We start from the raw sequence: 23,107 nt of genomic DNA on the forward strand, positions 1-23,107 counted from the left end.
ATGACGATGCCGGCCGACCCCGTCGAGGACCTCTGGTCATCCGTGCTCGGACTCCTCGCCGAGGACGACCGCATCACGCCGCAGCTGCACGGCTTCCTCAACCTCGTCGAGCCGAAGGGCGTCCTCGCCGGCACGCTCTACCTCGAGGTGCCGAACGACCTCACCCGCGGCATGCTCGAGCAGCGCATCCGCGTCCCCATCACCGAGGCCGTCTCGCGCATCGGCGACGACGCCGTCGCCAACTTCGCCATCACCGTCAACCCGGACATGGCGTCGGAGCCCCGGATGGACGCGCCGGCACCGACGCACGTCCCCGAGTACGCCGAACCCGTCCAGGGAGCGGTCGAGCAGAGCGCGGCGCCCCGGCAGTACATCGAAGCGCCGTTCGTCCCGAGCCAGATCGACTCCCCGGGAACCGGCGGTCGCCCCGAGTCCCGACTCAACCCGAAGTACAACTTCGACAACTTCGTCATCGGCTCGTCGAACCGGTTCGCGCACGCCGCAGCCGTCGCGGTCGCCGAGGCACCGGCCAAGGCCTACAACCCGCTCTTCATCTACGGCGACTCGGGCCTCGGCAAGACGCACCTCCTGCACGCGATCGGCCACTACGCCGAGAGCCTCTACCCGGGGATCCGGGTGCGGTACGTGTCGAGCGAGGAGTTCACGAACGACTTCATCAACTCGATCGCGAACAACCGGTCGAACCAGTTCCAGCAGCGGTACCGCGACATCGACATCCTGCTGATCGACGACATCCAGTTCCTCCAGGGGAAGGACTCCACGCAGGAGGCCTTCTTCCACACGTTCAACACGTTGCACGACCACAACAAGCAGGTCGTCATCACCTCGGACGTCGCCCCGAAGCACCTCACCGGCTTCGAGGACCGCATGCGCTCGCGCTTCGAGTGGGGCCTCATCACGGACGTCCAGGCGCCGGACCTCGAGACCCGCATCGCGATCCTCCGCAAGAAGGCACAGTCCGACCATCTGCAGGTGCCGGACGACATCCTCGAGTTCATGGCCTCGAAGGTGTCGAGCAACATCCGGGAGCTCGAGGGGACGCTCATCCGGGTGACCGCCTTCGCGAGCCTCAACCGGACGGCCGTCGACATGTCGCTCGTGCAGACCGTCCTCAAGGACCTCATCACGCTCGACGACGACAACGTGATCGCGCCGACGGACATCATCAACCACACCGCGGAGTACTTCAAGCTGTCGGTCGACGACCTCTACGGGTCCTCGCGGTCCCAGGCAATCGCGACCGCGCGCCAGATCGCGATGTACCTCTGCCGGGAGATGACCAGCCTGTCGCTGCCCAAGATCGGTCAGCTCTTCGGCAACCGGGACCACACGACGGTCATGTACGCGAACAAGAAGATCACCGAGCTGATGAAGGAGCGTCGGTCGATCTACAACCAGGTCACCGAGCTCACCAGCCGGATCAAGCAGGACCGCCGCTACCGCTGACGACGCGGGTCGCGTCGCGGGACGCGACCGACTGACGGACGGGAGGAACGGCGCGGGCGAGCACCGTGCCTCCCGTCCGCTGCGTCGCTGCGTTGCCGCGTCGTTCCGTCGCGTCGTTCCGTCGCGTCGCTGCGTCGTTCTGTCGCGCAGGTGACACGGCGCATGCACGCGACGCGCCCTCCGATCAGTGTGGATGCAGGCATGTCCACCATCTGAGACGGTTCCAGGCGGCGAGATTCCCACAGTGTGGAAAGCCTGTGGATAACTGTGGATGACACGCGGCCCGGTTGTTCACAGATCGGTACCCACCTGTGGAGACTGTGGATGGAAGTGGATAGCTGAGATTCACTCATCCAGACCTCGTGCACACACCACTCACAACTCACACCTGTGTAGTTCCCTGTGGAGAAGCGGGATGCACAGAGTTATCCACACTGTGCACAGGCGTTAACACCATTGATCCTGGTTAACGATGAATCTCCGCGGGACAACCTTGTGGACGGCGGATGACAAGAATCCGGCGCCCCCTCCGCTGTGCCACAATGGGGCGGCCGGACAGTCCAACCGATCGACAGGGGTCCCAGCTGTGAAGTTCGAGGTCAACCGGGACGTCTTCTCCGAAGCCGTCTCCTTCGCGGTGAAGCTCCTCCCACAGCGCACGACCCTCCCGATCCTCTCCGGCGTGCTGATCCACGCCGACGGCGATCGTCTGACGCTCTCGTCGTTCGACTACGAGGTCTCCGCGCAGACCTCGATCACGGCGCAGATCGACGAGTCGGGCACGGTCCTCGTCTCGGGCCGGCTCCTCAACGACATCGCGAGCCGCCTGCCGAACGCGCCCGTCACGTTCACGACCGAGGACACGAAGATCTCGGTGACCTGCGGCTCCGCGCACTTCACGCTGCTGTCCATGCCGGTCGAGGAGTACCCCACCCTCCCGGAGATCGGACCGCAGACCGGTGTCATCCCCGGGGACGCCTTCTCGGAGGCGGTCTCGCAGGTCGCCGTCGCTGCGAGCCGCGACGACGTCACGCCGGTCATCACCGGCGTGCAGCTCGAGGTCGGCGACAACGACCTCTCCCTCATCGCGACCGACCGCTACCGCGTCGCCGTCCGGACCATCGCGTGGGACTCGGGCCGCGTCGGCTCGGAGCCGCTCCACGCACTCGTCCCGGCCCGGACCCTGCAAGAAGTCGGCCGCACCTTCGGCTCCGCGTCGACGGTGTCCGTGTCGATCAGCGGCACGTCCGACCGCGAGCTCATCGCGTTCCACGCCGACGACAAGACGGTGACGTCCCTGCTCATCAAGGGCAACTACCCGCCGGTCCGCCGGCTCTTCCCCGAGACGGTCGACGACCACGCGGTGATCAACACCGCGGAACTCGTCGAGGCCGTCCGACGGGTCTCCCTCGTCCTGGAGCGCGAAGCAGCGCTCCGGTTCTCCTTCTCGGTCGACGGGCTCACGCTCGAGGCGATCGGGTCCGAACAAGCGCAGGCGTCAGAGTCGATCGATGCGTTGCTGACCGGTGAGGAAACGGTGGTCTCGTTGAAGCCCGCCTTCCTCCTGGACGGGTTGAACGCGGTGCACTCCGAGTTCGTCCGCATCTCCTTCACCAAGACGGAGAACCCCAACAAGCCCGGCCCGGTGCTGCTCACCGGCCAGACTTCGCAGGAAGCACCTGCCACGGACGGATACCGGTACCTGCTGCAGCCCAATCTCCTGCTGCGGTAAGCGCAACAGCCGAACACTGCGCTGACGCGCCCCACCTGCATCAGCGCGACGACGAACAGAAGAGGAAATCATGCACATCGGTCTTGTCGGCCTCGGTCGCATGGGCAACAACATGCGTGCCCGTCTCCGCAACGCAGGCATCGAGGTCACCGGGTTCGACGCGAACCCCGCCGTCTCGGACGTCGCCAGCCTCGCGGACCTCGCGGCCGCGCTGCCCGAGGGCCAGAAACTCGTGTGGGTCATGGTCCCGCACGGCAAGATCACCGACGACGTCATCACCGAGCTCGCCGAGGTCCTCGGCGAGGGCGACCTGGTCATCGACGGTGGCAACTCGAAGTGGCTCGACGACACCAAGCACGCCGAGCAGCTCGGCGCCGAGGGCATCCGCTACATGGACGCCGGTGTCTCCGGTGGCGTCTGGGGCAAGGACAACGGCTACGGCCTCATGGTCGGCGGTGACGTCAAGGACGTCGAGTTCGCCATGCCGGTGTTCGACGCGCTCCGCCCCGAGGGCCCGCGCGAAGAGGGCTTCTCGCACGCCGGCGGCGTCGGTGCCGGGCACTACGCGAAGATGGTCCACAACGGCATCGAGTACGCGATCATGCAGGCGTACGGCGAGGGCTACGAGCTCCTCGAGGCGAAGGACATCGTGCACGACGTGCCCGCCGTCTTCGCCGGGTGGCAGCGCGGCACGGTCGTGCGTTCGTGGCTGCTCGACCTGCTCGTGCTCGCCATCAACGAGGACCCGAAGCTCGACGAGCTCGAGGGCTACGTCGACGACTCGGGCGAGGGTCGCTGGACCCTCGAAGAGGCGATCGAGCTCGCGGTGCCGATGCCCGCGCTCTCGGCTGCGATGTTCGCCCGCTTCGTCTCGCGTCAGGGGAGCCAGTCCCCGACGATGAAGGCCGTCGCGGCGCTCCGCAACCAGTTCGGCGGCCACGCCGTCAAGAAGGCGTAGTTCAGGTCACCACCTGAGCTCGTCCCGGCCCGCGTGCACGTCGACCACCTGCAACTCACCGACTTCCGGAACTACCGGGAGGCGGAGGTCGACCTCGCACGCGGGCCGAACCTGTTCGTGGGCCGCAACGGTCAGGGCAAGACGAACCTCGTCGAGGCGATCGGGTACCTGTCCACGCTCGGCTCCCACCGCGTGCCGACGGACGCCGCGCTCGTCCGGCAGGGGTGCGACGCGGCGATCGTCCGCGCGCGACTGGCGCACGAGGACCGCAGCATCCTCGCGGAGGTGCAGATCAACCGGTCGGGATCGAACCGGGCGCAGGTCAACCGGGCGGCGATCAAGCCCCGCGAGCTCCCTCGGTACTGCACGAGCGTCCTGTTCGCCCCCGAGGACCTCGCGCTCGTCCGCGGCGAACCGGCCGGGCGCCGGCGGATGCTCGACGAGCTCCTCGGGCAGATCGCGCCGCGCATGCAGGGTGTGCTCGCCGACTACGACCGGACGCTCCGGCAGCGGAACACCCTGCTGAAGTCCGCGCGGGCCACCGGCTCCAAGGCCGGGGCGCTCTCCACGCTCGATGTCTGGGACGACCGGCTCGTGTCCTTCGGCGCCGAGATCATCGCCGCCCGGGACCACCTGACGCGGCGGCTCGCCCCCTTCGTGACGGAGGCGTACGCGACCGTCGCCGGCGAACGGCACGAGGCGACGATCACCGGCGTCCTCAGCGTCCGCGGCGGTGACCCGGAGGACGCGGCAGCGACGGACCCCGTGCTCGGGACCCCGGACGAGCCGGTCACGATCCCCGCTGCGGCCGAGGCGTTCAGGAGTGCGCTCGACCGCCGCCGCCGGGACGAACTCGACCGAGGACTGACCCTCGTCGGGCCCCACCGGGACGACGTGCTCTTCCAGCTCAACGGGTTACCCGCCCGCGGCTACGCCAGTCACGGGGAATCGTGGTCCTTCGCGTTGGCCGTGCAGCTCGCGAGCGCCGCGGTGCTGCGTGCCGAGTCGACGCTCGGCGACCCGATCATCATCCTCGACGACGTCTTCGCCGAACTCGACGAGTCCCGCCGGGAACGGCTCGCGAACGCGGTCGCGGACTACGAGCAGGTGCTCATCACGGCGGCGGTGTTCGGTGACGTTCCCGAGCAGCTGGCGGCGCACACCGTGCACATCGAGGCCGGCACGATCGTCGACCGGCCCGCGCCGGCCACGACCGTCGACCCGTCGAGCGCGGACACGGCGTCCTGATGCCGAAGCCCTGGAAGCCCACCGAGCCGTCCCGGTTCTACCGCCACCTGAAGGCCGTGTTCGGCGACCCGTCGCTGCGCACCGTGGACGCCCGGCGCCGCCGAGCCCGCGAAGTCGACGCGGACTCCGTGCCCTACGGCCGAGGCCGCGAACCGAAGGGGCTCGGCGACGTCGTCGGCTCCCTCGCGAACGAGCTCGGCTGGGTCGAGCCGCTCGCCCGCTCCGAGCTGTTCGTCGACTGGCCCGGTGTGGTGGGCGAGGAGCTGGCGAAGCACTCCCACCCGGTGACCATCGACGACGGTGCCCTCGTCATCCGGTGCGACTCCACGGCGTGGGCCACGCAGCTCCGACTCATGCGTTCGACCATCACCACGACGATCGCCGAACGGCACCCGCAGGCAGGGGTCGAGTCGATCCGGGTTTCCGGCCCCGACGCCCCCACCTGGAAACGCGGTCCCAGGACCGTCCAGGGGCGCGGTCCTCGCGACACCTACGGTTGAGGCGGCAATTTCATCCTGCCGGGCGAAAAAAGGCCCGTCAGCGGCCGGATTCCGCCTCGAACGAACGGGCGACGCGGTAGACTGGGGGGTGCAGTGTGCGGGCGTTCCGCGCGCAGGCAGGAGCTCTCTCGAATGACATCAGGATCTGACGACGCACAGAAGAACGAACCGTCCTACGGTGCAGACCAGATCCAGGTGCTGGAGGGCCTCGAGGCCGTCCGCAAGCGCCCGGGCATGTACATCGGCTCGACGGGTCCGCGCGGTCTCCACCACCTGGTCTACGAGATCGTCGACAACTCGGTCGACGAAGCCCTCGCCGGCTACTGCGACACCATCTCGATCACCATCCGGGAAGACGGCGGCATCCGGGTCGTGGACAACGGTCGCGGCATCCCCGTCAGCACACACCCGACCGAGGGCGTCTCGACGCTCCAGGTCGTCCTGACCGTCCTGCACGCCGGCGGCAAGTTCGGCGGTGGCGGGTACGCGGTGTCCGGTGGCCTCCACGGCGTCGGCTCGTCGGTCGTCAACGCGCTGAGCACCGAGCTCGACGTCGAGGTCGCGCGCGACGGGCACGTCTACCGCCAGAGCTACACGGACGGTGTCCCCGTCGCCCCGGTCGTCGAGGGCGAGGAGACCGACCGCACGGGCACCACGATCACCTTCTGGCCGAACGACGAGATCTTCGAGACCGTCGAGTTCGACTACGAGACGCTCCGCACCCGCTTCCAGCAGACGGCGTTCCTCAACAAGGGCCTGAAGATCGAGCTCCGTGACGAGCGCACCCCGGACGAGGGCGAAGAGGCCCGCAAGGACACCTTCCACTACGAGCGCGGGCTCATCGACTACGTCGAGTACCTCAACGCGCAGAAGAAGGCGGACAAGGTCCACGAGGACGTCATCTCGATCGAGTCCGAGGACAAGGAGCGTCAGATCGCGCTCGAGATCGCGATGCAGTGGAACACCTCCTACCAGGAGAGCGTCCACACCTTCGCGAACACGATCAACACCCACGAGGGCGGCACCCACGAAGAGGGCTTCCGTGCCGCGCTGACGTACCTGGTCAACAAGTACGCCCGGGACAACAAGATCATCAAGGAGAAGGACGACAACCTCACCGGTGACGACATCCGTGAGGGTCTGACGGCCGTCATCTCCATCAAGCTCGGCGAACCGCAGTTCGAGGGCCAGACGAAGACCAAGCTCGGCAACACCGAGGCCAAGGGCTTCGTGCAGAAGGTCGTCGGCAGCGAACTCGCGGACTGGTTCGACCGCAACCCCACCCAGGCGCGGGACGTCATCCGCAAGGCGATCCAGGCGTCGCAGGCGCGGCTCGCGGCCCGCAAGGCGCGCGAGACCACCCGCCGCAAGGGGCTCCTCGAGTCGGGCGGAATGCCCGGCAAGCTCAAGGACTGCCAGTCGAAGGACCCGACGATCTCCGAGATCTTCATGGTCGAGGGCGACTCCGCCGGCGGCTCGGCCGTGCAGGGCCGAAACCCGCTCACGCAGGCGATCCTCCCGCTCCGGGGCAAGATCCTGAACGTCGAGAAGGCGCGACTCGACCGCGCGCTGGCCAACCAGGAGATCCAGTCGATGATCACGGCGTTCGGCGCCGGCATCGGCGAGGACTTCGACCCGGAGAAGGCCCGCTACCACAAGATCGTGCTGATGGCGGATGCCGACGTCGACGGCCAGCACATCACGACGCTGCTCCTGACGCTGCTGTTCCGCTACATGCGGCCGCTCATCGAGCGCGGCTACGTGTACCTGGCGCAGCCGCCGCTCTACCGCCTCAAGTGGTCGAACTCGGCGCACGAGTACGTGTTCTCCGACCGGGAGCGCGACGCGCTGCTCCAGGCGGGCATCGCGGCCGGCAAGCGGATCCCGAAGGACAACGGGATCCAGCGCTACAAGGGTCTCGGCGAGATGGACTACAAGGAGCTCTGGGACACCACCATGAACCCGGACACCCGCACGCTCCTGCAGGTCACGCTCGAGGACGCCGCGGCCGTCGACAGCGTCTTCGCGACGCTGATGGGCGAGGACGTCGACGCGCGTCGCCAGTTCATCCAGCAGAACGCCAAGGACGTCCGCTTCCTCGACATCTAGTACCGGCCTGGAGGCGCGGTGCCAGCCGCGTCGACCAGTCCCGACCCCCTGTGGTCGCGCCCGGCGCGACCGACGGAACCAGTGCCTCCCGGCCGACGACCGGAGGGCCACCAGAAAGGTGACCACGCCACATGGCTGACGACAACGAGAACGGCGCCGACGAGCAGCCCGAGATCGTCCACGGCGACAGCGGGGACATCGTCGTCTCCGGCGACCGCATCTCGCAGGTCGACCTGCAGCTCGAGATGCAGCGGTCGTACCTCGACTACGCGATGTCGGTCATCGTCGGCCGCGCGCTCCCCGAGGTCCGTGACGGGCTCAAGCCGGTGCACCGCCGCGTGATCTACGCGATGTACGACGGCGGGTACCGCCCCGACCGCGCGTTCTCGAAGTGCTCCCGCGTCGTCGGCGACGTCATGGGCCAGTTCCACCCGCACGGCGACTCGGCCATCTACGACGCCCTCGTCCGCCTCGTGCAGCCGTGGTCGCTGCGCTACCCGCTCGCGCTCGGCCAGGGCAACTTCGGCTCGGCCGGCAACGACGGCGCCGCGGCCCCGCGGTACACCGAGACCAAGATGGCCCCGCTCGCCCTCGAGATGGTGCGGGACATCGAGGAAGAGACCGTCGACTTCCAGGACAACTACGACGGCCGCACGCAAGAGCCCGCGATCCTGCCGGCGCGCTTCCCGAACCTCCTCGTCAACGGTTCGGTCGGCATCGCCGTCGGCATGGCGACGAACATCCCGCCGCACAACCTGCGCGAGGTCTCCGAGGGTGCGAAGTGGGCGCTCGAGCACCCCGAGGCCACGCGCGAGGAACTCCTGACGGCCCTCATGCAGCGGATCAAGGGCCCGGACTTCCCGACCGGCGCGCAGATCCTCGGCACCAAGGGCATCCAGGACGCCTACCGGACCGGTCGTGGCTCCATCACGATGCGCGCGGTGGTCAACGTCGAGGAGATCCAGGGCCGGACCTGCCTCGTCGTGACCGAGCTGCCGTACCAGGTGAACCCGGACAACCTCGCGATCAAGATCGCGGAGGGCGTCAAGGACGGCAAGCTCGCCGGCATCGCGGACATCCGCGACGAGACGTCGGGTCGCACCGGTCAGCGCCTCGTCATCGTGCTCAAGCGCGACGCCGTGGCGAAGGTCGTCCTCAACAACCTGTACAAGCACACGCAGCTGCAGGAGAACTTCGGCGCGAACATGCTCGCGATCGTCGACGGCGTGCCCCGCACCCTCGCGCTCGACGGGTTCATCTCCGCCTGGGTCGACCACCAGGTCGACGTCATCGTCCGCCGCACCCAGTACCGGCTGCGCGAGGCCGAGAAGCGCGCACACATCCTGCGCGGCTACCTCAAGGCGCTCGACGCGCTCGACGAGGTCATCGCCCTCATCCGTCGCTCGCCCGACGCGGAAGAGGCCCGCTCCGGCCTCATGGAACTGCTCGACGTCGACGAGATCCAGGCGCGTGCGATCCTCGAGCTGCAGCTGCGTCGTCTCGCCGCGCTCGAGCGCCAGAAGATCCACGACGAGGCCGAGGAGCTCGAGCGCAAGATCGCCGACTTCAACGACATCCTCGCCAAGCCGGAGCGGCAGCGCGCGATCATCATCGAGGAGCTCGACGAGATCGTCGCGCGCTTCGGGGACGACCGCCGCAGCGAGATCATGCTCGGGTTCGACGGCGACATGTCGATGGAAGACCTCATCCCCGAAGAGGAGATGGTCGTCACCATCACCCGCGGTGGGTACGTCAAGCGCACCCGGAGCGACAACTACCGGTCGCAGCACCGGGGCGGTCGCGGGGTCAAGGGTGCGCAGCTCCGTGCGGACGACGTCGTCGAGCACTTCTTCGTGACGACGACGCACCACTGGCTCCTGTTCCTCACCGACAAGGGACGCGTCTACCGCGCGAAGACGTACGAGCTGCAGGAAGCCGGCCGCGACGCGAAGGGCCAGCACGTCGCGAACCTGCTCGCCATGCAGCCCGACGAGCAGATCCAGCAGGTCCTCGACATCCGCGACTACGAGGCCGCGCAGTACCTCGTGCTCGCGACGCAGCACGGGCTCATCAAGAAGACCGCGCTCACGGAGTACGACACGAACCGCACCGGCGGCATCATCGCGATCAACCTCCGCGACGGGGACACCCTCGTGCAGGCGCTCCTCGTCGACGAGCACGACGACCTGCTCCTCGTGTCGAAGCACGGCATGTCGCTGCGGTTCACGGCCTCGAACGACGCACTCCGCCCGATGGGCCGCTCGACCTCCGGTGTGAAGGGCATGTCGTTCCGCGACGACGACTCGCTCCTCGCTGCCCGGGTCGTGTCCGACGACGGGTACGTCTGGGTGATGACGGAGGGCGGCTACGCCAAGCGCACCTCGGTCGACCAGTACCGCGTGCAGGGCCGTGGCGGTCTCGGCATCAAGGTCGCCAAGCTGGCCGCCGATCGAGGGGACCTTGTGGGGGCTCTCATCGTCGGTGAGGACGACGAGGTGCTCGTCGTGCTGCAATCGGGCAAGGTGGTAAGGTCTGCCGTGGCCGAGGTGCCCGCCAAGGGCCGCGACACGATGGGCGTCGTCTTCGCGAGGTTCGCGGACAACGACCGGATCATCGCAGTGGCCCGGAACAGTGAGCGGAACCTGGACGACCAGGACGACGCCGAGATCGAGCCCGCGGGCCCGGTGGAGACGGTCAGCCCGACCGAAGCAGCCGACGACCAGCCCGCCGACCGCGAGGCCGGAGAGGATCAGTCAAGCAATGAGTAGTGTCGCCGAGAAGCTCCAGAAGAAGGCGAAGCGGCCCGTCGGCACCCGGCAGGTCCGCCTGCGTCTGGTGTACGTCGACTTCTGGTCGATGGTGAAGCTGAGCTTCCTCATCGCCCTCGCCGGTTCGATCGTCATCGTCGTCGCGACGGCGCTGGTCTGGGTCATCCTCAACCAGACGGGGGTGTTCACCCAGGTGGACGCCCTGCTCAAGGACGTCACGGGGCAGAACAACTACTCGATCATGGACCAGTTCTCGCTGGGACAGGTGCTCGGGTTCTCCATCGTCGTGGGCATCCTCAACGTGGTCGTCGGCACCGTGCTCGGCGCGATCGTGAGCGTCCTCTACAACCTCAGTGTGCGGATCACCGGCGGCCTGCTCGTCGGGTTCACGAACAACTGACACACCCGGGCCGGATGGGTCCGACCGCTCGATTTCGTTCTGCGAGGTCGGTACGGTAGGCTCTCATCTGGTCTGAGGGGCTATAGCTCAGGCGGTTAGAGCGCTTCGCTGATAACGAAGAGGTCCAAGGTTCAAGTCCTTGTAGCCCCACCATCTCCACCCACACCGGATAGCATCATCGGTGTTCCGGGGCCTTAGCTCAGTTGGTAGAGCGCCTGCTTTGCAAGCAGGATGTCGGGAGTTCGATTCTCCCAGGCTCCACTCGCAGAAGCCCCTGGTCGCGATTCCGTCGCTTCCCAGGGGCTTCGTTCTGCGTTCACACGCGCCGCCGCCCCCGCGCCGTCCCGGAGACGACGAAGGGCCCCGGCACGTGCCGGGGCCCTTCGTACGAACCGAGGAGGTCAGGCGGCGGGCTTCTCCGCCGTGTCCGCGTCGTCCGCGACCCAGAGGTCGTCGTCCGCGCGGAGGGTCTGGTAGGCCGCGTAGGCCGCACCGGCGACCGCGACGACACCGACGACGATCAGCGCGACGCCGCCGAAGCCGAGACCCTTCTTCTGGTGCGGCACGTACTTCTCCGCCGACTTCTTCGCCTTCTTGCCCTTCTTCTGGGCCTCCTTGACGATCTTCTTGACGCGCGGGTCGCTCGCGAGGTCCTTGACGCTCAGCACGGAGCCGGCGGTGGCGACGAGGCCGGGGACGACCTCGGTCTGGAACCGGTGCGAAGCGGTCTGCGCAGCGCTCTTCGTCGCGTGCACCCCCGTGGCGACGGCGGGACGGATCCCGTTGTCGATCGCGTTCTGCACCCGGGGTGCGATGTCCTTGCGAGCGGCGTCGGCAGCGTGCGAGCGCGCCTCGGCCAGGATGGCGTTCGCGTGCTCCAGGACCTTGCGCTGCTCACCCAGGAGCGAGGCGGTCTTGCCCTTGAGCTTCTTGATCTGCTTCCTGCGCTTGCGCGGGATCTCGATCGTCATCTGGTACCTCCACAGGATCGGCGTGTGCCCATCCTGCCACCGCGGCGGCTGACAGGTCACGGAGGCTTGCCTGTGCGTACCGTCTGTACGTCAGCAGTACATGCGAGAATCGGAACATGTCTCTGCACACCGCTGTCGCAACGATCCACACGAACAAGGGCGACATCCGCGTCAACCTGTTCGGCAACCACGCCCCCAAGACCGTCAAGAACTTCGTCGACCTCGCAACGGGCAAGCAGGAGTGGACGCACCCCGGCACGGGCAAGGTCTCGACCGACAAGCTCTACGACGGCGTGGTCTTCCACCGCATCATCAAGGACTTCATGATCCAGGGCGGCGACCCGCTCGGCCAAGGCATCGGCGGCCCCGGCTACCGGTTCGACGACGAGATCCACCCGGAGCTCACCTTCCAGAACCCGTACATCTTCGCGATGGCGAACGCCGGCATCCAGGGCGGCCGCGGCACGAACGGCTCGCAGTTCTTCATCACCACGGTGGCCACGCCGTGGCTGCAGGGCAAGCACACCATCTTCGGTGAGGTCGCTGACGACGAGTCGCGCGCGGTCGTCGACGCCATCGAGGGTGTGCCGACCGATGGTCGCGACAAGCCCCTCGAGGACGTCGTCATCGAGAGCATCGACGTCGAGGACGTCTGACCCCGTTGACCGACCCGGCGTCCAACCCGAACACCTGTTACCGGCACCCCGACCGGCAGAGCTTCGTGCTCTGCCAGCGGTGCGGTCGGACGATCTGCCCCGAGTGCCAGACGCCGGCGGCGGTCGGTGTGCACTGCCCGGAGTGCGTCCGTGAGCAGCGGGCGCAGTTCCAGGCGAACCGTCGTGCGTCCGGTGCTCCGAGCGGCCTGACCGTCGCGGGGCGTCGATTCGCCATGCTCGACCAGAAGGCAACGGTCGTCCTCGTGGCGATCAGCGTCGTGGTCTGGCTCCTCGACCAGGTGACGGGTCGAGCACTGACGGGTGCGATGCTCTACTTCGCTCCCGTGGCGGACACGCAGCCCTGGCGGATTATCACCGGGTTGTTCGTGCACTCGTCCTTCTTCCACATCCTGTTCAACATGTGGGCGCTGTGGATCTTCGGGCGGATGCTCGAGAACATGCTCGGGACCTGGCGGTTCCTCGCGTTGTTCTTCCTCTCCGGTCTCGGCGGTGACCTCGCGGTGACCCTGCTCGCGCCGAACACCCCGGTCGTCGGGGCGTCGGGGGCGATCTTCGGGTTGTTCGCCGCGTTCTTCGTGATCCAGCGGAGTCTCGGCTACAACGCCGTGCAGCTCCTCGTGATCATGGGACTCAACCTCGTGGTCGGGTTCCTCCCGGGGACGAGCATCTCGTGGCAGGCGCACGTCGGTGGGATCGTCCTCGGGTTCATCACCGGGTTCGTGTTCACGAAGACGCGGAACGTCCGGCAACGCGGGCTCCAGACGGCGCTGCTGGTGACCGAGGCGGTGGTCCTGCTCGTGGGGATCCTGCTCGGCGCCACGGGCGTCTTCGCCTAGGCGGTCCACCCCACGCCCTACTCCGGTCCTGAACGCCCCGTCGCTCCGTGCGGCGGGGCGTTCTGCACGTGCTCTGCAGGTCTCCCGCTGCCGGTCGTCCACCGGTTTCCACAGGCGAGCCCCGTACTTGTCCACAGCTGTGGACAGATCGGTGAGTTACACCGGTGTGATTATCCCCACTGTGGATTCACCTGTGGAAAACTCCGGGGCCAAGGTGTGGAGAGTGTGGAGAACTGTCGACAGGCGGTGGAGAGCTCGCTGCGGAGCCACCGAGGCCGTGCCGACCTTGTGGAGAAACGACGACGCCCGCCGTACCACGGGGGTACGACGGGCGTCGACGGAGACGGGCGTGGTCAGCGCCAGCGCGTGGTCATCAGGAAGCCGATGAACATGATGCCGAAGCCGATCAGGATGTTCCACGAGTCGAGCGACGGAACGGGCAGCGAGCCCTGGGAGATGTAGAACACGATCACCCAGGCGAGGCCGACCAGCATGAAGCCGAACATGACCGGCTTGAACCACACCGGGTTCGGGCTGTCCCCCGCAGTGTCGACCGAGTCGGCTCGGGTCCTCCGGGCGGGCTTGGTGCGGTCCTTGTCCTTGGCCATGGCCGGTATCCTACCGTCAACACAGGTGTGCAGAGGCCTCGCACCGACTGTGCAGATGCCCCAGGAGTACGGTGGACCGCTCATGACCAAGATCCTCGTCGTCGACAACTACGACAGCTTCGTCTACACGCTGAACGGGTACGTCCAGCAGCTGGGCGCCGACACGGACGTCGTCCGGAACGACTCGTTGCCGGAGGACGAGATCGCCGAGCGCATCGCCGACTACGACGGCGTGCTGCTCTCCCCGGGCCCCGGCACCCCAGCGGACGCCGGAGTGTCGATCCCCACCGTCCGAGCGGCCATCGCCGCCGACAAGCCACTGCTCGGCGTGTGCCTCGGGCACCAGGCGATCGCCGAGGCCCTCGGCGCCACGGTCACCCGCGCGGACGAGCTCATGCACGGCAAGACGTCGCAGGTGGACCACGACGACAGCGTCCTCTTCGCCGGCGTCCCGCACCCCTTCACCGCGACCCGCTACCACTCCCTCGCGATCGTTGACGGCACGGTCCCCGACGAGCTCACGGTCACGGCACGCACCGGCGGCGGAGTCATCATGGGCGTCGAGCACCGGGACCACCCGGTGTACGGGGTCCAGTTCCACCCGGAGTCCGTCCTGACGGAGGGTGGCTACCGGATGGTCGGCAACTGGCTCGAGACGACCGGTCTCGCGGGAGCGGCAGACCGCGCCACGGGCCTCAACCCCCTCATCGCAGCGCACCGTCCCTGAGTCAGGCCCACTCGGGGTCTGGCCTGTGCAGGGTCAGGCACACTCGGGGTCGGGCACACACGCGTGGTCCACGCCGGCGGGCCGGACCACGCCCGGCGCCCCGCGCCCCGCGCCCGGCCCGCACGTCCGGGCACGTGCGCTGACTCGGGAAACCGCCCCGGGCCTCCAGGGCGGACACTGCGCGCCTGCGTGGCCAGCCGTGCGTCAGCCGTTGTTGCGCTTGCGGTCCCGGTGGTTGCTGTCACCGGAGGGCGTCGGGTTGTCCGTCTGCGTCGAACCGGCGCAGTAGGTCAGCGTGACGGTGCTGCCCTGCGCGATGTCACCAGCAGGCTGGTCCTGCTGGGTCACCAGGCCGCCGGTGCAGGAGTACGACGGGTTCTGCCCGACCGTCAGTCCGAGGTTCGTGAGCGTCTGGTTGGCCTGGGTGAACTGCTGGTTGGTGACGTCCGGGAGCTGCACCTTGCCGTTGGAGACCGTCAGGTTGACGACCGTGCCCTTCGTGGCCGTGGCACCACCCGCCGGGTCGGAACTCAGGACGGTGCCCTCGGGGACCGTCGCGGAGTAGTCCGAACTGACCGCGCCGAGTTCGAGCCCGGCCGTCTGGAGCGCCTGCTGCGCCGCGTCCTGCGTCTGGTTCGCGAGGTTCGGCACGGTGACCTTCGCGGGTCCGGTCGAGATGACGACGTCGACCTTGTAGTTCCGCGGGACCGTGTTGCCCGAGCCGCCACCGGGTTCCGTCCGGATGACGAGGCCACGATCGACGTCGTCGGACGCCTCGGTCACACGGACCGGCGTCAGCTCGCTCTTCTTGAGGGTCGCGGAGGCCGAGGACCAGGTCGCGCCGACGACGTTCGGCACCGTGACCGAGGACGACACGGGCGCCTTGCCGGGCTGCAGGTTGGCGACGAAGAACACGGTGGCCGCGATGATCGCGACGATGAGGACGATCCCGACCCAGATCCACGCGACCGGGGGGCGGTTCTGCGTGCGCTGCGGACGGTGCTCGGCGGTGTCGTCGTCGAGCTCGCGGAACGCGACGGCCGGGTTGGACGTCGTGCGCGGGTTGACGCCGAAGAGCATGGTCGAGGCGTCGCTCGCGTGCTGCTGCTGCAGTTTGCGCGTCGACGACGGCACCTGTCCGGCAGCCGCCTGCTGCAGGTCCGTGCGGAACTCCGCGGCGCTCTGGAAGCGACGCGTCTTGTCCTTCACGAGGGCGTGCAGGGTGACGGCGTCGAGCGCGGGCGAGACCTCGGACGCAATGGTCGAGGGAGCCGCGGGCTGCTCGCTGACGTGCTGGTAGGCGACCGCGACCGGGCTGTCACCGATGAACGGCGGTCGTCCGGTGAGGAGTTCGAAGAGGACGACGCCGGTGGAGTACAGGTCGGTACGCGCGTCGACGGTCTCACCGCGTGCCTGCTCCGGCGAGAAGTACGACGCGGTCCCGAGGATCGAGGTGGTCTGCGCGACCGTCGCCGAGGTGTCGGTGATGGCCCGGGCGATGCCGAAGTCCATCACCTTCACCTGGCCGGTGTGCGTGACCATGACGTTCGCGGGCTTGATGTCGCGGTGCACGACGCCGGCGCGGTGCGAGTACTCGAGGGCGGTGAGGATGCCTTCGGTGATGCGCACGGCCTCGGCCGGGGCGACCGGCCCGTCCGAGATGATGTCCGAGAGCGGACGCCCCTCGACGTGCTCCATGACGATGTACGGGACCTGCACCTCGGCGCCGGAGGGCTCCCGGACGGTCTCCTCGCCCGCGTCGTACACGCGCACGATCGTCGGGTGGGCCATGCGGGCGGCCGACTGGGCTTCCTGCCGGAAGCGCGTGCGGAATGCAGGGTCGTTCGCGAGGCTCGGCTTCAGCAGCTTCACCGCCACCTTGCGCCCGAGCCGGGTGTCGTTGCCCAGGTGCACCGTGGCCATGCCGCCACGACCGATGACGTCACCGATCTCGTAGCGGTTCGCGAGGAGCGTGATCCCCGCGGTCACACCTTCTGGCACGTACTCCTCCGTCTGTCGTCCGAGCAAGTGTACGGCAGCAGGACCTGGTGAGACGCTGGTGGCGGGGGCTCGGACCGAACCGTTACGGAACGGTGTCGAGCCCCCGAGCGGGGGTCAGTCCTGCGGCCCGGAGGTCGGGTCGATGCCGGCGCTGGGGTCGGTCCCGTCGCCCGGGTCGGTCGTGTCCCCGACCGTCCACGTCGCTGTCGCCGCGTCGGACCCGGGGGACTTCGCGAGGTTGCTCCCGCCGGCACCGCACGTCACGGAGTACTTGAACGTGACGGGCTGGTCGGGCTCGTCCGCCTGGATGTTCACCGCGGTGGAGGAGATCGTGCCGGACGTGGCGCCGGACGAGTCCTTCCCGCCGGTCGCGATCCACGTGTAGGTGGAGACGGTGTAGCCGGTGGGGCAGGTCGCCTCGGCCCAGCTGAAGGTGACCGCCCCCGTGTCGGAGACGTCACCGGCCTCCGGCGCCGCCGGCTTCTCGACGGAGGGCGGCGTGGTGAACTGCCGGATCGTCACCGTGGCGCCCGGCTGCAGGCTGCCGGTCGGGTCGAGGGACTGCACCGTGTTCGGCTGGTCCGTGCCGGTCGCCGCGTCGCCGTCCACGACGTTCGTCGCGAGCCCGAGCTGGCTCAGTTCGGCCTGGACCTCGCTGGTCGGACGGCCGACGTAGTCGGACGAGTCGATGTCGATCCGGCTCACCGTCGGGGTCGCACTGGGCGTGCTCCGGGTCTGCGAGGGGCGGGGCTCGGAGCTGGTCGACGCGGACGGCTTCGGGTCGGAGGACCCGTTCAGCGCGAGCGCACCGACCACGGCCGCGATGGCGAGCAGGACGACGACGCCGACCACCCACCAGATCCAGGCGCGCCGCTTCTTCGGCTCCTCGTCCTCGACGGGCGACGGCGGGGTCCGGGGACCACCGACCGCGGCACCGGCCTGTGTGCCGATGAGGGCCGTCGCGGCATTGTCGCCCCGTTGCTGCGGCGGGTTGAAGGCGACCGTCCCGGCCTCGGCGAGCATCGGGACCGCGACGGTGGCGGCGGCGACGTCACCGCGGCGGAGTGCCTGTGCCGCCCGCGCGAGGTTGGCGGCCGTGGCGGGACGGTCCGCCGGCTTCTTGGCGATGCACGACATGACGAGCGCTGCCACCGGCTCCGGGACGTCGGCCGGGAGCGCCGGCGGCTGCTCGTTGATGTGCGCCATCGCGATCGCGACCTGCGACTCGCCGGTGAAGGGACGTCGGCCCGCCAGGCACTCGTACGCGACGATGCCGAGCGAGTAGATGTCGGTCGACGGCGACGCCGGGTGGCCGCTCGCCTGCTCGGGCGAGAGGTACTGGACCGTGCCCATCACCTGGCCGGTCGCCGTCAGCGGAACCTGGTCGGCGATCCGGGCGATGCCGAAGTCGGTGATCTTCACCCGACCGTCGGGCGTGATGAGGAGGTTGCCCGGCTTGATGTCGCGGTGCACCAGACCGACCGCGTGTGCGGCCTGGAGGGCGTTCGCGGTCTGCGCCACGATGTCGAGCACCTTGTCGACCGGGAGCGTGTGCTCGCGCTCGATCATCGTGGACAGGGCCTCGCCGGGGACGAGCTCCATGACGAGGTAGGCGCTGCCGTCCTCTTCGCCGTAGTCGAAGACGTTGGCGATGCCCTCGTGGTTCACGAGTGCCGCGTGCCGGGCCTCGGCGCGGAACCGCTCGAGGAACCCGGGGTCCCCGAGGTACTCGTCCTTGAGGATCTTGAGCGCGACGGTGCGGCCGATGACCAGGTCGGTCGCCTGCCACACCTCACCCATGCCGCCGATCGCGACGCGAGACGAGAGCTGGTACCGCCCACCGAAGGTGAGCCCGCTGGTGGGTCTCATTTGTTCAGCACCGCCTCCATGACCTTCTTCGCGACCGGGGCCGCGACCGTGTTGCCGACCCCGGACTGCCCGAGACCGCCGCCGTTGCCGACCACGACGGCGACAGCGACCTCCGGGTCCTTCGCCGGAGCGAAGCCCGTGAACCAGAGCGTGTAGGGATCGCCCGTCCCGCCCTCGGCGGTGCCGGTCTTCCCGGCGACGTCGACCCCGTCGATCTTGGCATTGGTGCCGGTCCCGGAGTTGACGACGCTCTGCATCGCCTCGGTCAGGTCCCCCGCCTCGGACGAGGACAGCGGGCTGCTGAACTCCTTCGGCGAGAACGACTGGACCGTCTTGAGGTCGCTCGTCGTGATCGAGTCGACCAGGGTGGGCTGCATCACCGTACCGCCGTTCGCGATGCCCGCGGACACCATGGCGATCTGCAGCGGAGTGACGCGGACGCTCGCCTGCCCGAACGCGCTCAGCATGAGCTGGGCGGTGTCGTCGCTGACGTCGGGGTACTGGCTGGCCGTGGCCTGCATCGGGACCTCGATCTGGTCGCCGAAGCCGTACTTGTCGGCCATGCTCTTGATCGCGTCGTACCCGAGCTTCTGCCCGAGCTCGGCGAACGGGATGTTGCACGAGTTCTGGATCGCTGTGCGGAGCTTGACCTTGTCCCCGCCACCGCAGCTGCCGCCCTCGGCGTTGTTGATGTAGGTGCTCGTGCCCGGCAGCTGCAGCCGCGACGGGTTCGGGAACGTCGAGTCGAGCGTGTACTTGCCGCCCTCGAGCGCCGCCGACGCGACGATGAGCTTGAACACCGACCCGGGCGTGTAGAGGTCGCCGGCGATCGCGCGGTTCTTGAGCGGCTGTCCGGCGTCCGCCTCGAGCGCCTTGTACTTCTCGACCACCTGCGACGTGTCGTGCGAGGTCAGGACGTTCGGGTCGTACGACTGCTTCGAGACCATCGCGAGGATCTTGCCGGTCTTCGGCTGGATGGCCACGACGGCGCCGGTGTTGTTCCCGAGGGCGTCGTACGCGGCCTTCTGCACGTCGGGGTCGATCGTCAGGTTGACGTTGTCGCCCTGGACGTCCTGGCCGGTCAGGATGGCGTTGAGGTTCTGGAAGAACGAGGCGTCCGAGTTGCCGGACAGCACGCCGTTCTCCGCACTCTCGATGCCCGCGTTGCCCTGGCCGATCGTGAAGTAGCCGGTGACGGCCGAGTAGAGGTCGCCGTTCGTGTACTTGCGCTGGTACTGGTACTGGTCGTCCGACGGGGTGGACTCGGCGATCGGGCTGCCGTCGACGAGGATCGCGCCGCGCTTCGTGGAGTAGCTCGCGAGGATCGTCCGGGAGTTCCGCGGGTCGGCGCGGAGTTGCTCGGCCGAGAAGAACTGGATCGAGGTCGTCGACACGAAGAGGGCGACGAACATGAGCACGATGACGGTGGACACACCGCGGAGTTGTCGGTTCACCGCGCGCGCTCCTTCCTGGTCGCCCCTCGTCCGCGTGCGGCCGGGATCGCTCCCTGCTGCACGCGCTGTTCCGCCGGGATCGAGTCGGTCAGTCGCAGCAGCATCGCCGCGATGATCCAGTTCGCGATCAGCGATGACCCGCCCGCGGCCATGAACGGCGTCGTCAGACCGGTCACCGGGATCACCCGGGTGATGCCGCCGACGACGACGAAGACCTGGAGCGCGATGATGAAGCCGAAGCCGACGCCGAGCAGCTTGCCGAAGTCGTCCTGCGCCATGAACCCGACGCGGATGCCGCGCGAGGCCAGGACGATGAACAGGGCGAGGATCGCGAAGACCCCGATGAGGCCGAGCTCCTCGCCGAGGGACGCGATGATGTAGTCCGCGTTCGCCACGGGGGTGATGTACGGGCGCCCCTGGCCGAGGCCGGTGCCGGTGATCCCACCGTTCGCGAAGCCGAACAACCCCTGCACGAGCTGGTAGCTGGCCTGCGTGTCGGCGTTGTAGATCGTGTTGTCGAACGGGTTGAGCCACTGCTCGAACCGGCCGTGCACGTACACGAGGACGGACTGGGCGACGAGGGCACCGCCGACGAAGAGGACGAGGCCGATGAGCACCCAGCTGAGCCGGGCGGTCGCGACGTAGATCATCACGAGGAACAGGCCGAAGTACAGCAGTGCGGTGCCCAGGTCGCGTTGGAACACCAGGACGCCCATCGCCGCCGCCCAGATGATGAGGATCGGGCCGAGGTCACGGGCGCGCGGGAGCGTCATGCCGAGGACCTTGCGGCCGACGATCGACAGCGAGTCGCGGGCGGTGACGAGGTACCCGGCGAAGAACAGCGCCATCGTGATCTTCGCCAGCTCGCCGGGCTGGAAGGTGAACGACCCGAGCTTGATCCAGACGCGCGCACCGTTCACGTTGAGGCCGATGATCGGCAGCATCGGCAGCAGGAGCAGCACGATGGTCAGCAGCATGAAGATGTAGCGGTAGCGCTGCAGGAACCGGTGGTTCCGCACGACGAGCAGGACGACGATCGCCGCCGCCATCGCCAAGATCGTCCAGACGATCTGCTTGACGCCGACCGCGGCCCACCCCGTCAGCCCGTTGTGGACGTCGATGCGGTAGATCTCGGCGATGCCGATGCCGTTGAGGACCAGGGCCACCGGCAGCACGAACGGGTCGGCGTTCTTCGCGACGACGCGCAGCACGACGTGCATGATGAGCGCGAGGCCGAGGATCGTCGCGCCGGTCCAGAGCACCGACGTGTCGAACAGCCGGCCCTTGGTGCCGAGCTGCACGAGCACCATCGCGCCGGCGCAGATGCCGCAGGCGATGACGAGGAGCACGAGCTCGAGGTTCCGGGCCCGCGCGGGTTCGCGCAGCTTGATCGTGATCGCCTGCGTGAAGGACTGGGCGGTCGCGTTGCTCATCGCTTCGTCCCGCGGGTGGGCGTCGGGGTCGGCGAGCTCGTGGCCGAGGGCGTGGCCGACGGCGACGACCCGCCGGTGCCTGCCTGGTCCTGCCCGGTCTCGGCGGCCTTCCGCAGCCGGTCGACGATGTCGCGTGCGTCGGAGAGGGACTGTGCGTTGATCGTCGAGCGGACGTTCTCGCGGGTGTAGTCGGGCAGGCCGCTGACGCGGATGTCGGTGTCCTCGTAGACGTCGGAGAGCGCGATCGGCCCGATCGACTGCTGGACGCCCTTGTAGATCGCGACGGTGCCACGGTCGGACCCGACGTAGTAGTGGTCCTGCGTGATGCGCCAGCCGAGGAAGACCGCGCCGACCAGGGCGGCGATCGCGACGACGAGCGCGATGCTCCAGGCCACCCGGCGACGGACACGGCGTCGGCGGTCCTCGGCGATGAGCTCGGCGAAGTACTGGTCGGACTCGGGCTCGAAGTGGGAGTCCTCGGGAGCCGTCGTGACCTTGAGCGGGTGCAGGAGGATCGTGGGGAGCCGGATCGGCTTCCGGCCGGTCGACGCCTCGAACGTCAGCGGCGCGGCCGCGGAGCCGACGGTCGTGGCCGCGTCGTCCTCGTCGACGACGTCGCCGTCGGTGACGTCCATGACGACGACCGTGACGTTGTCCGGGGCCCCGTGGTCGAGGGTCTCCTTCACGAGCCGCTGCGTCGCCTGGTTCGCGTCCATGTTCGACGCGAGCGCGTGCCGGATGCGCTCCTCGGCGAGGTACGACGAGAGGCCGTCGGAGCAGAGCAGCCAGCGATCGCCCGGCTGGATGTCCATGACGGCGGTGTCGACCTCCGGGGCGGCGTCGACGTCGCCGAGCACGCGCATGAGCACCGACCGCCGGGGGTGGACCGCGGCTTCCTCGGGGGTGATGCGGCCGCTGTCGACGAGGCGCTGCACGAACGTGTGGTCCGACGTGATCTGCTGGAGCTCGCCGTCGCGGTAGCGGTAGATGCGGGAATCGCCGATGTGTGCGATCGCGATCTGGTCGCCGACCCGGATGAGCGCGGACACCGTGGTGCCCATGCCGGTGAGCTCCTGGTGCTCGAAGACCGTCTCGGTGATGAGCTGGTTCGCGGCGATGAGCGCGGACTGCAGGGCGAACTCGGCGTCGTGCGCGGAGGGGAACTCGCGGTCGACCTCACGGATGCGGCGGATCGCGATCGCCGACGCGACGTCACCGCCGGCATGGCCCCCCATGCCGTCCGCCACCGCGAACAGGTGCGCCCCAGCGTAGCCGGAGTCCTGGTTGTTCGCGCGGATGCGCCCCACGTGGGACACAGCGGCGCTCAGCGTCCGTGCCGTCATCCGCGC

At 68.4% G+C, this 23,107-nt stretch carries 18 protein-coding genes and 2 tRNA genes; 13 read left to right on the forward strand and 7 right to left on the reverse strand.

Annotated features, from left to right (window positions below; all coding sequences use genetic code 11):
- From dnaA to MON03_RS00050, 10 genes are all read left to right on the forward strand, one after another.
- Complete coding sequence (gene dnaA / locus MON03_RS00005) at positions 1-1,467, forward strand: chromosomal replication initiator protein DnaA (RefSeq protein WP_175328980.1); 1,467 nt, start codon at positions 1-3, stop codon at positions 1,465-1,467.
- A gap of 586 nt (positions 1,468-2,053) precedes the next feature.
- A complete protein-coding gene (gene dnaN / locus MON03_RS00010) occupies positions 2,054-3,199 on the forward strand; it encodes a DNA polymerase III subunit beta (RefSeq protein ID WP_022904043.1) in 1,146 nt (381 codons plus the stop codon).
- 70 nt (positions 3,200-3,269) lie between these two features.
- On the forward strand, positions 3,270-4,157 hold the full coding sequence (gene gnd, locus MON03_RS00015) for a phosphogluconate dehydrogenase (NAD(+)-dependent, decarboxylating) (RefSeq protein ID WP_022904044.1): 888 nt from the start codon (positions 3,270-3,272) through the stop codon (positions 4,155-4,157).
- Between the two features lie 33 nt (positions 4,158-4,190).
- Positions 4,191-5,405 (forward strand): DNA replication/repair protein RecF, encoded by a 1,215-nt coding sequence (gene recF, locus MON03_RS00020; protein WP_242089735.1) that lies wholly within the window; start codon positions 4,191-4,193, stop codon positions 5,403-5,405.
- Positions 5,405-5,905: a DciA family protein gene (locus tag MON03_RS00025; protein WP_022904046.1), complete on the forward strand. Its 501-nt coding sequence runs from the start codon at positions 5,405-5,407 to the stop codon at positions 5,903-5,905. The genes recF and MON03_RS00025 overlap by 1 nt, the downstream gene beginning before the upstream one ends.
- 132 nt (positions 5,906-6,037) lie before the next feature.
- Positions 6,038-8,014, forward strand: coding sequence for a DNA topoisomerase (ATP-hydrolyzing) subunit B (gene gyrB / locus MON03_RS00030; RefSeq protein ID WP_022904047.1), 1,977 nt, complete (start codon positions 6,038-6,040; stop codon positions 8,012-8,014).
- A gap of 131 nt (positions 8,015-8,145) precedes the next feature.
- On the forward strand, positions 8,146-10,782 hold the full coding sequence (gyrA, locus tag MON03_RS00035; protein ID WP_022904048.1) for a DNA gyrase subunit A: 2,637 nt from the start codon (positions 8,146-8,148) through the stop codon (positions 10,780-10,782).
- Positions 10,775-11,182 (forward strand): DUF3566 domain-containing protein, encoded by a 408-nt coding sequence (locus tag MON03_RS00040; protein WP_022904049.1) that lies wholly within the window; start codon positions 10,775-10,777, stop codon positions 11,180-11,182. The genes gyrA and MON03_RS00040 overlap by 8 nt, the downstream gene beginning before the upstream one ends.
- Before the next feature lie 76 nt (positions 11,183-11,258).
- Positions 11,259-11,335: transfer RNA gene (locus tag MON03_RS00045), tRNA-Ile, on the forward strand.
- Between the two features lie 35 nt (positions 11,336-11,370).
- Positions 11,371-11,443 (forward strand) — tRNA-Ala (locus MON03_RS00050).
- A 140-nt stretch (positions 11,444-11,583) separates the two neighbouring features.
- Here MON03_RS00050 and MON03_RS00055 read toward each other — a convergent pair.
- Positions 11,584-12,153, reverse strand: coding sequence for a hypothetical protein (locus tag MON03_RS00055; RefSeq protein ID WP_022904050.1), 570 nt, complete (start codon positions 12,151-12,153; stop codon positions 11,584-11,586).
- A 116-nt stretch (positions 12,154-12,269) separates the two neighbouring features.
- On the opposite strand from MON03_RS00055, the gene MON03_RS00060 reads away from it, so the two are divergent.
- Both MON03_RS00060 and MON03_RS00065 read left to right on the forward strand, forming a co-directional pair.
- Positions 12,270-12,809 carry a peptidylprolyl isomerase gene (locus MON03_RS00060; RefSeq protein ID WP_022904051.1) on the forward strand — a complete coding sequence of 180 codons (540 nt, stop codon included), beginning with the start codon at positions 12,270-12,272 and terminating at the stop codon, positions 12,807-12,809.
- Between the two features lie 5 nt (positions 12,810-12,814).
- Complete coding sequence (locus MON03_RS00065; protein ID WP_175328974.1) at positions 12,815-13,666, forward strand: rhomboid family intramembrane serine protease; 852 nt, start codon at positions 12,815-12,817, stop codon at positions 13,664-13,666.
- Positions 13,667-14,019: 353 nt separating this feature from the next.
- On the opposite strand, the gene MON03_RS00070 is transcribed toward MON03_RS00065, so the two are convergent.
- Positions 14,020-14,274 (reverse strand): cell division protein CrgA, encoded by a 255-nt coding sequence (locus MON03_RS00070; RefSeq protein WP_022904052.1) that lies wholly within the window; start codon positions 14,272-14,274, stop codon positions 14,020-14,022.
- Positions 14,275-14,356: 82 nt separating this feature from the next.
- Here MON03_RS00070 and MON03_RS00075 point away from each other — a divergent pair, with 82 nt between their 5' ends.
- The gene (locus MON03_RS00075) at positions 14,357-15,001 is read left to right on the forward strand and encodes an anthranilate synthase component II (RefSeq protein WP_242089737.1); all 645 of its coding nucleotides are present in this window, start codon (positions 14,357-14,359) and stop codon (positions 14,999-15,001) included.
- A gap of 204 nt (positions 15,002-15,205) precedes the next feature.
- On the opposite strand, the gene pknB is transcribed toward MON03_RS00075, so the two are convergent.
- From pknB to MON03_RS00100, 5 genes are all read right to left on the reverse strand, one after another.
- Positions 15,206-16,990 (reverse strand): Stk1 family PASTA domain-containing Ser/Thr kinase, encoded by a 1,785-nt coding sequence (gene pknB, locus MON03_RS00080; RefSeq protein WP_175328990.1) that lies wholly within the window; start codon positions 16,988-16,990, stop codon positions 15,206-15,208.
- Positions 16,991-17,116: 126 nt separating this feature from the next.
- A complete protein-coding gene (locus tag MON03_RS00085; protein ID WP_242089739.1) occupies positions 17,117-18,871 on the reverse strand; it encodes a protein kinase domain-containing protein in 1,755 nt (584 codons plus the stop codon).
- The gene (locus MON03_RS00090; protein ID WP_242089741.1) at positions 18,868-20,325 is read right to left on the reverse strand and encodes a peptidoglycan D,D-transpeptidase FtsI family protein; all 1,458 of its coding nucleotides are present in this window, start codon (positions 20,323-20,325) and stop codon (positions 18,868-18,870) included. The genes MON03_RS00085 and MON03_RS00090 overlap by 4 nt, the downstream gene beginning before the upstream one ends.
- Positions 20,322-21,758, reverse strand: a complete 1,437-nt coding sequence (locus tag MON03_RS00095; RefSeq protein ID WP_022902557.1) for an FtsW/RodA/SpoVE family cell cycle protein — start codon at positions 21,756-21,758, stop codon at positions 20,322-20,324. The genes MON03_RS00090 and MON03_RS00095 overlap by 4 nt, the downstream gene beginning before the upstream one ends.
- Entirely contained in the window at positions 21,755-23,101 is a 1,347-nt protein-coding gene (locus tag MON03_RS00100; protein ID WP_031272569.1) for a Stp1/IreP family PP2C-type Ser/Thr phosphatase, read from the reverse strand. The genes MON03_RS00095 and MON03_RS00100 overlap by 4 nt, the downstream gene beginning before the upstream one ends.
- Between the last annotated feature and the right edge of the window lie 6 nt (positions 23,102-23,107).

This window comes from Curtobacterium sp. DN_7.5 (assembly GCF_022655355.1).
Lineage (GTDB): Bacteria > Actinomycetota > Actinomycetes > Actinomycetales > Microbacteriaceae > Curtobacterium > Curtobacterium luteum.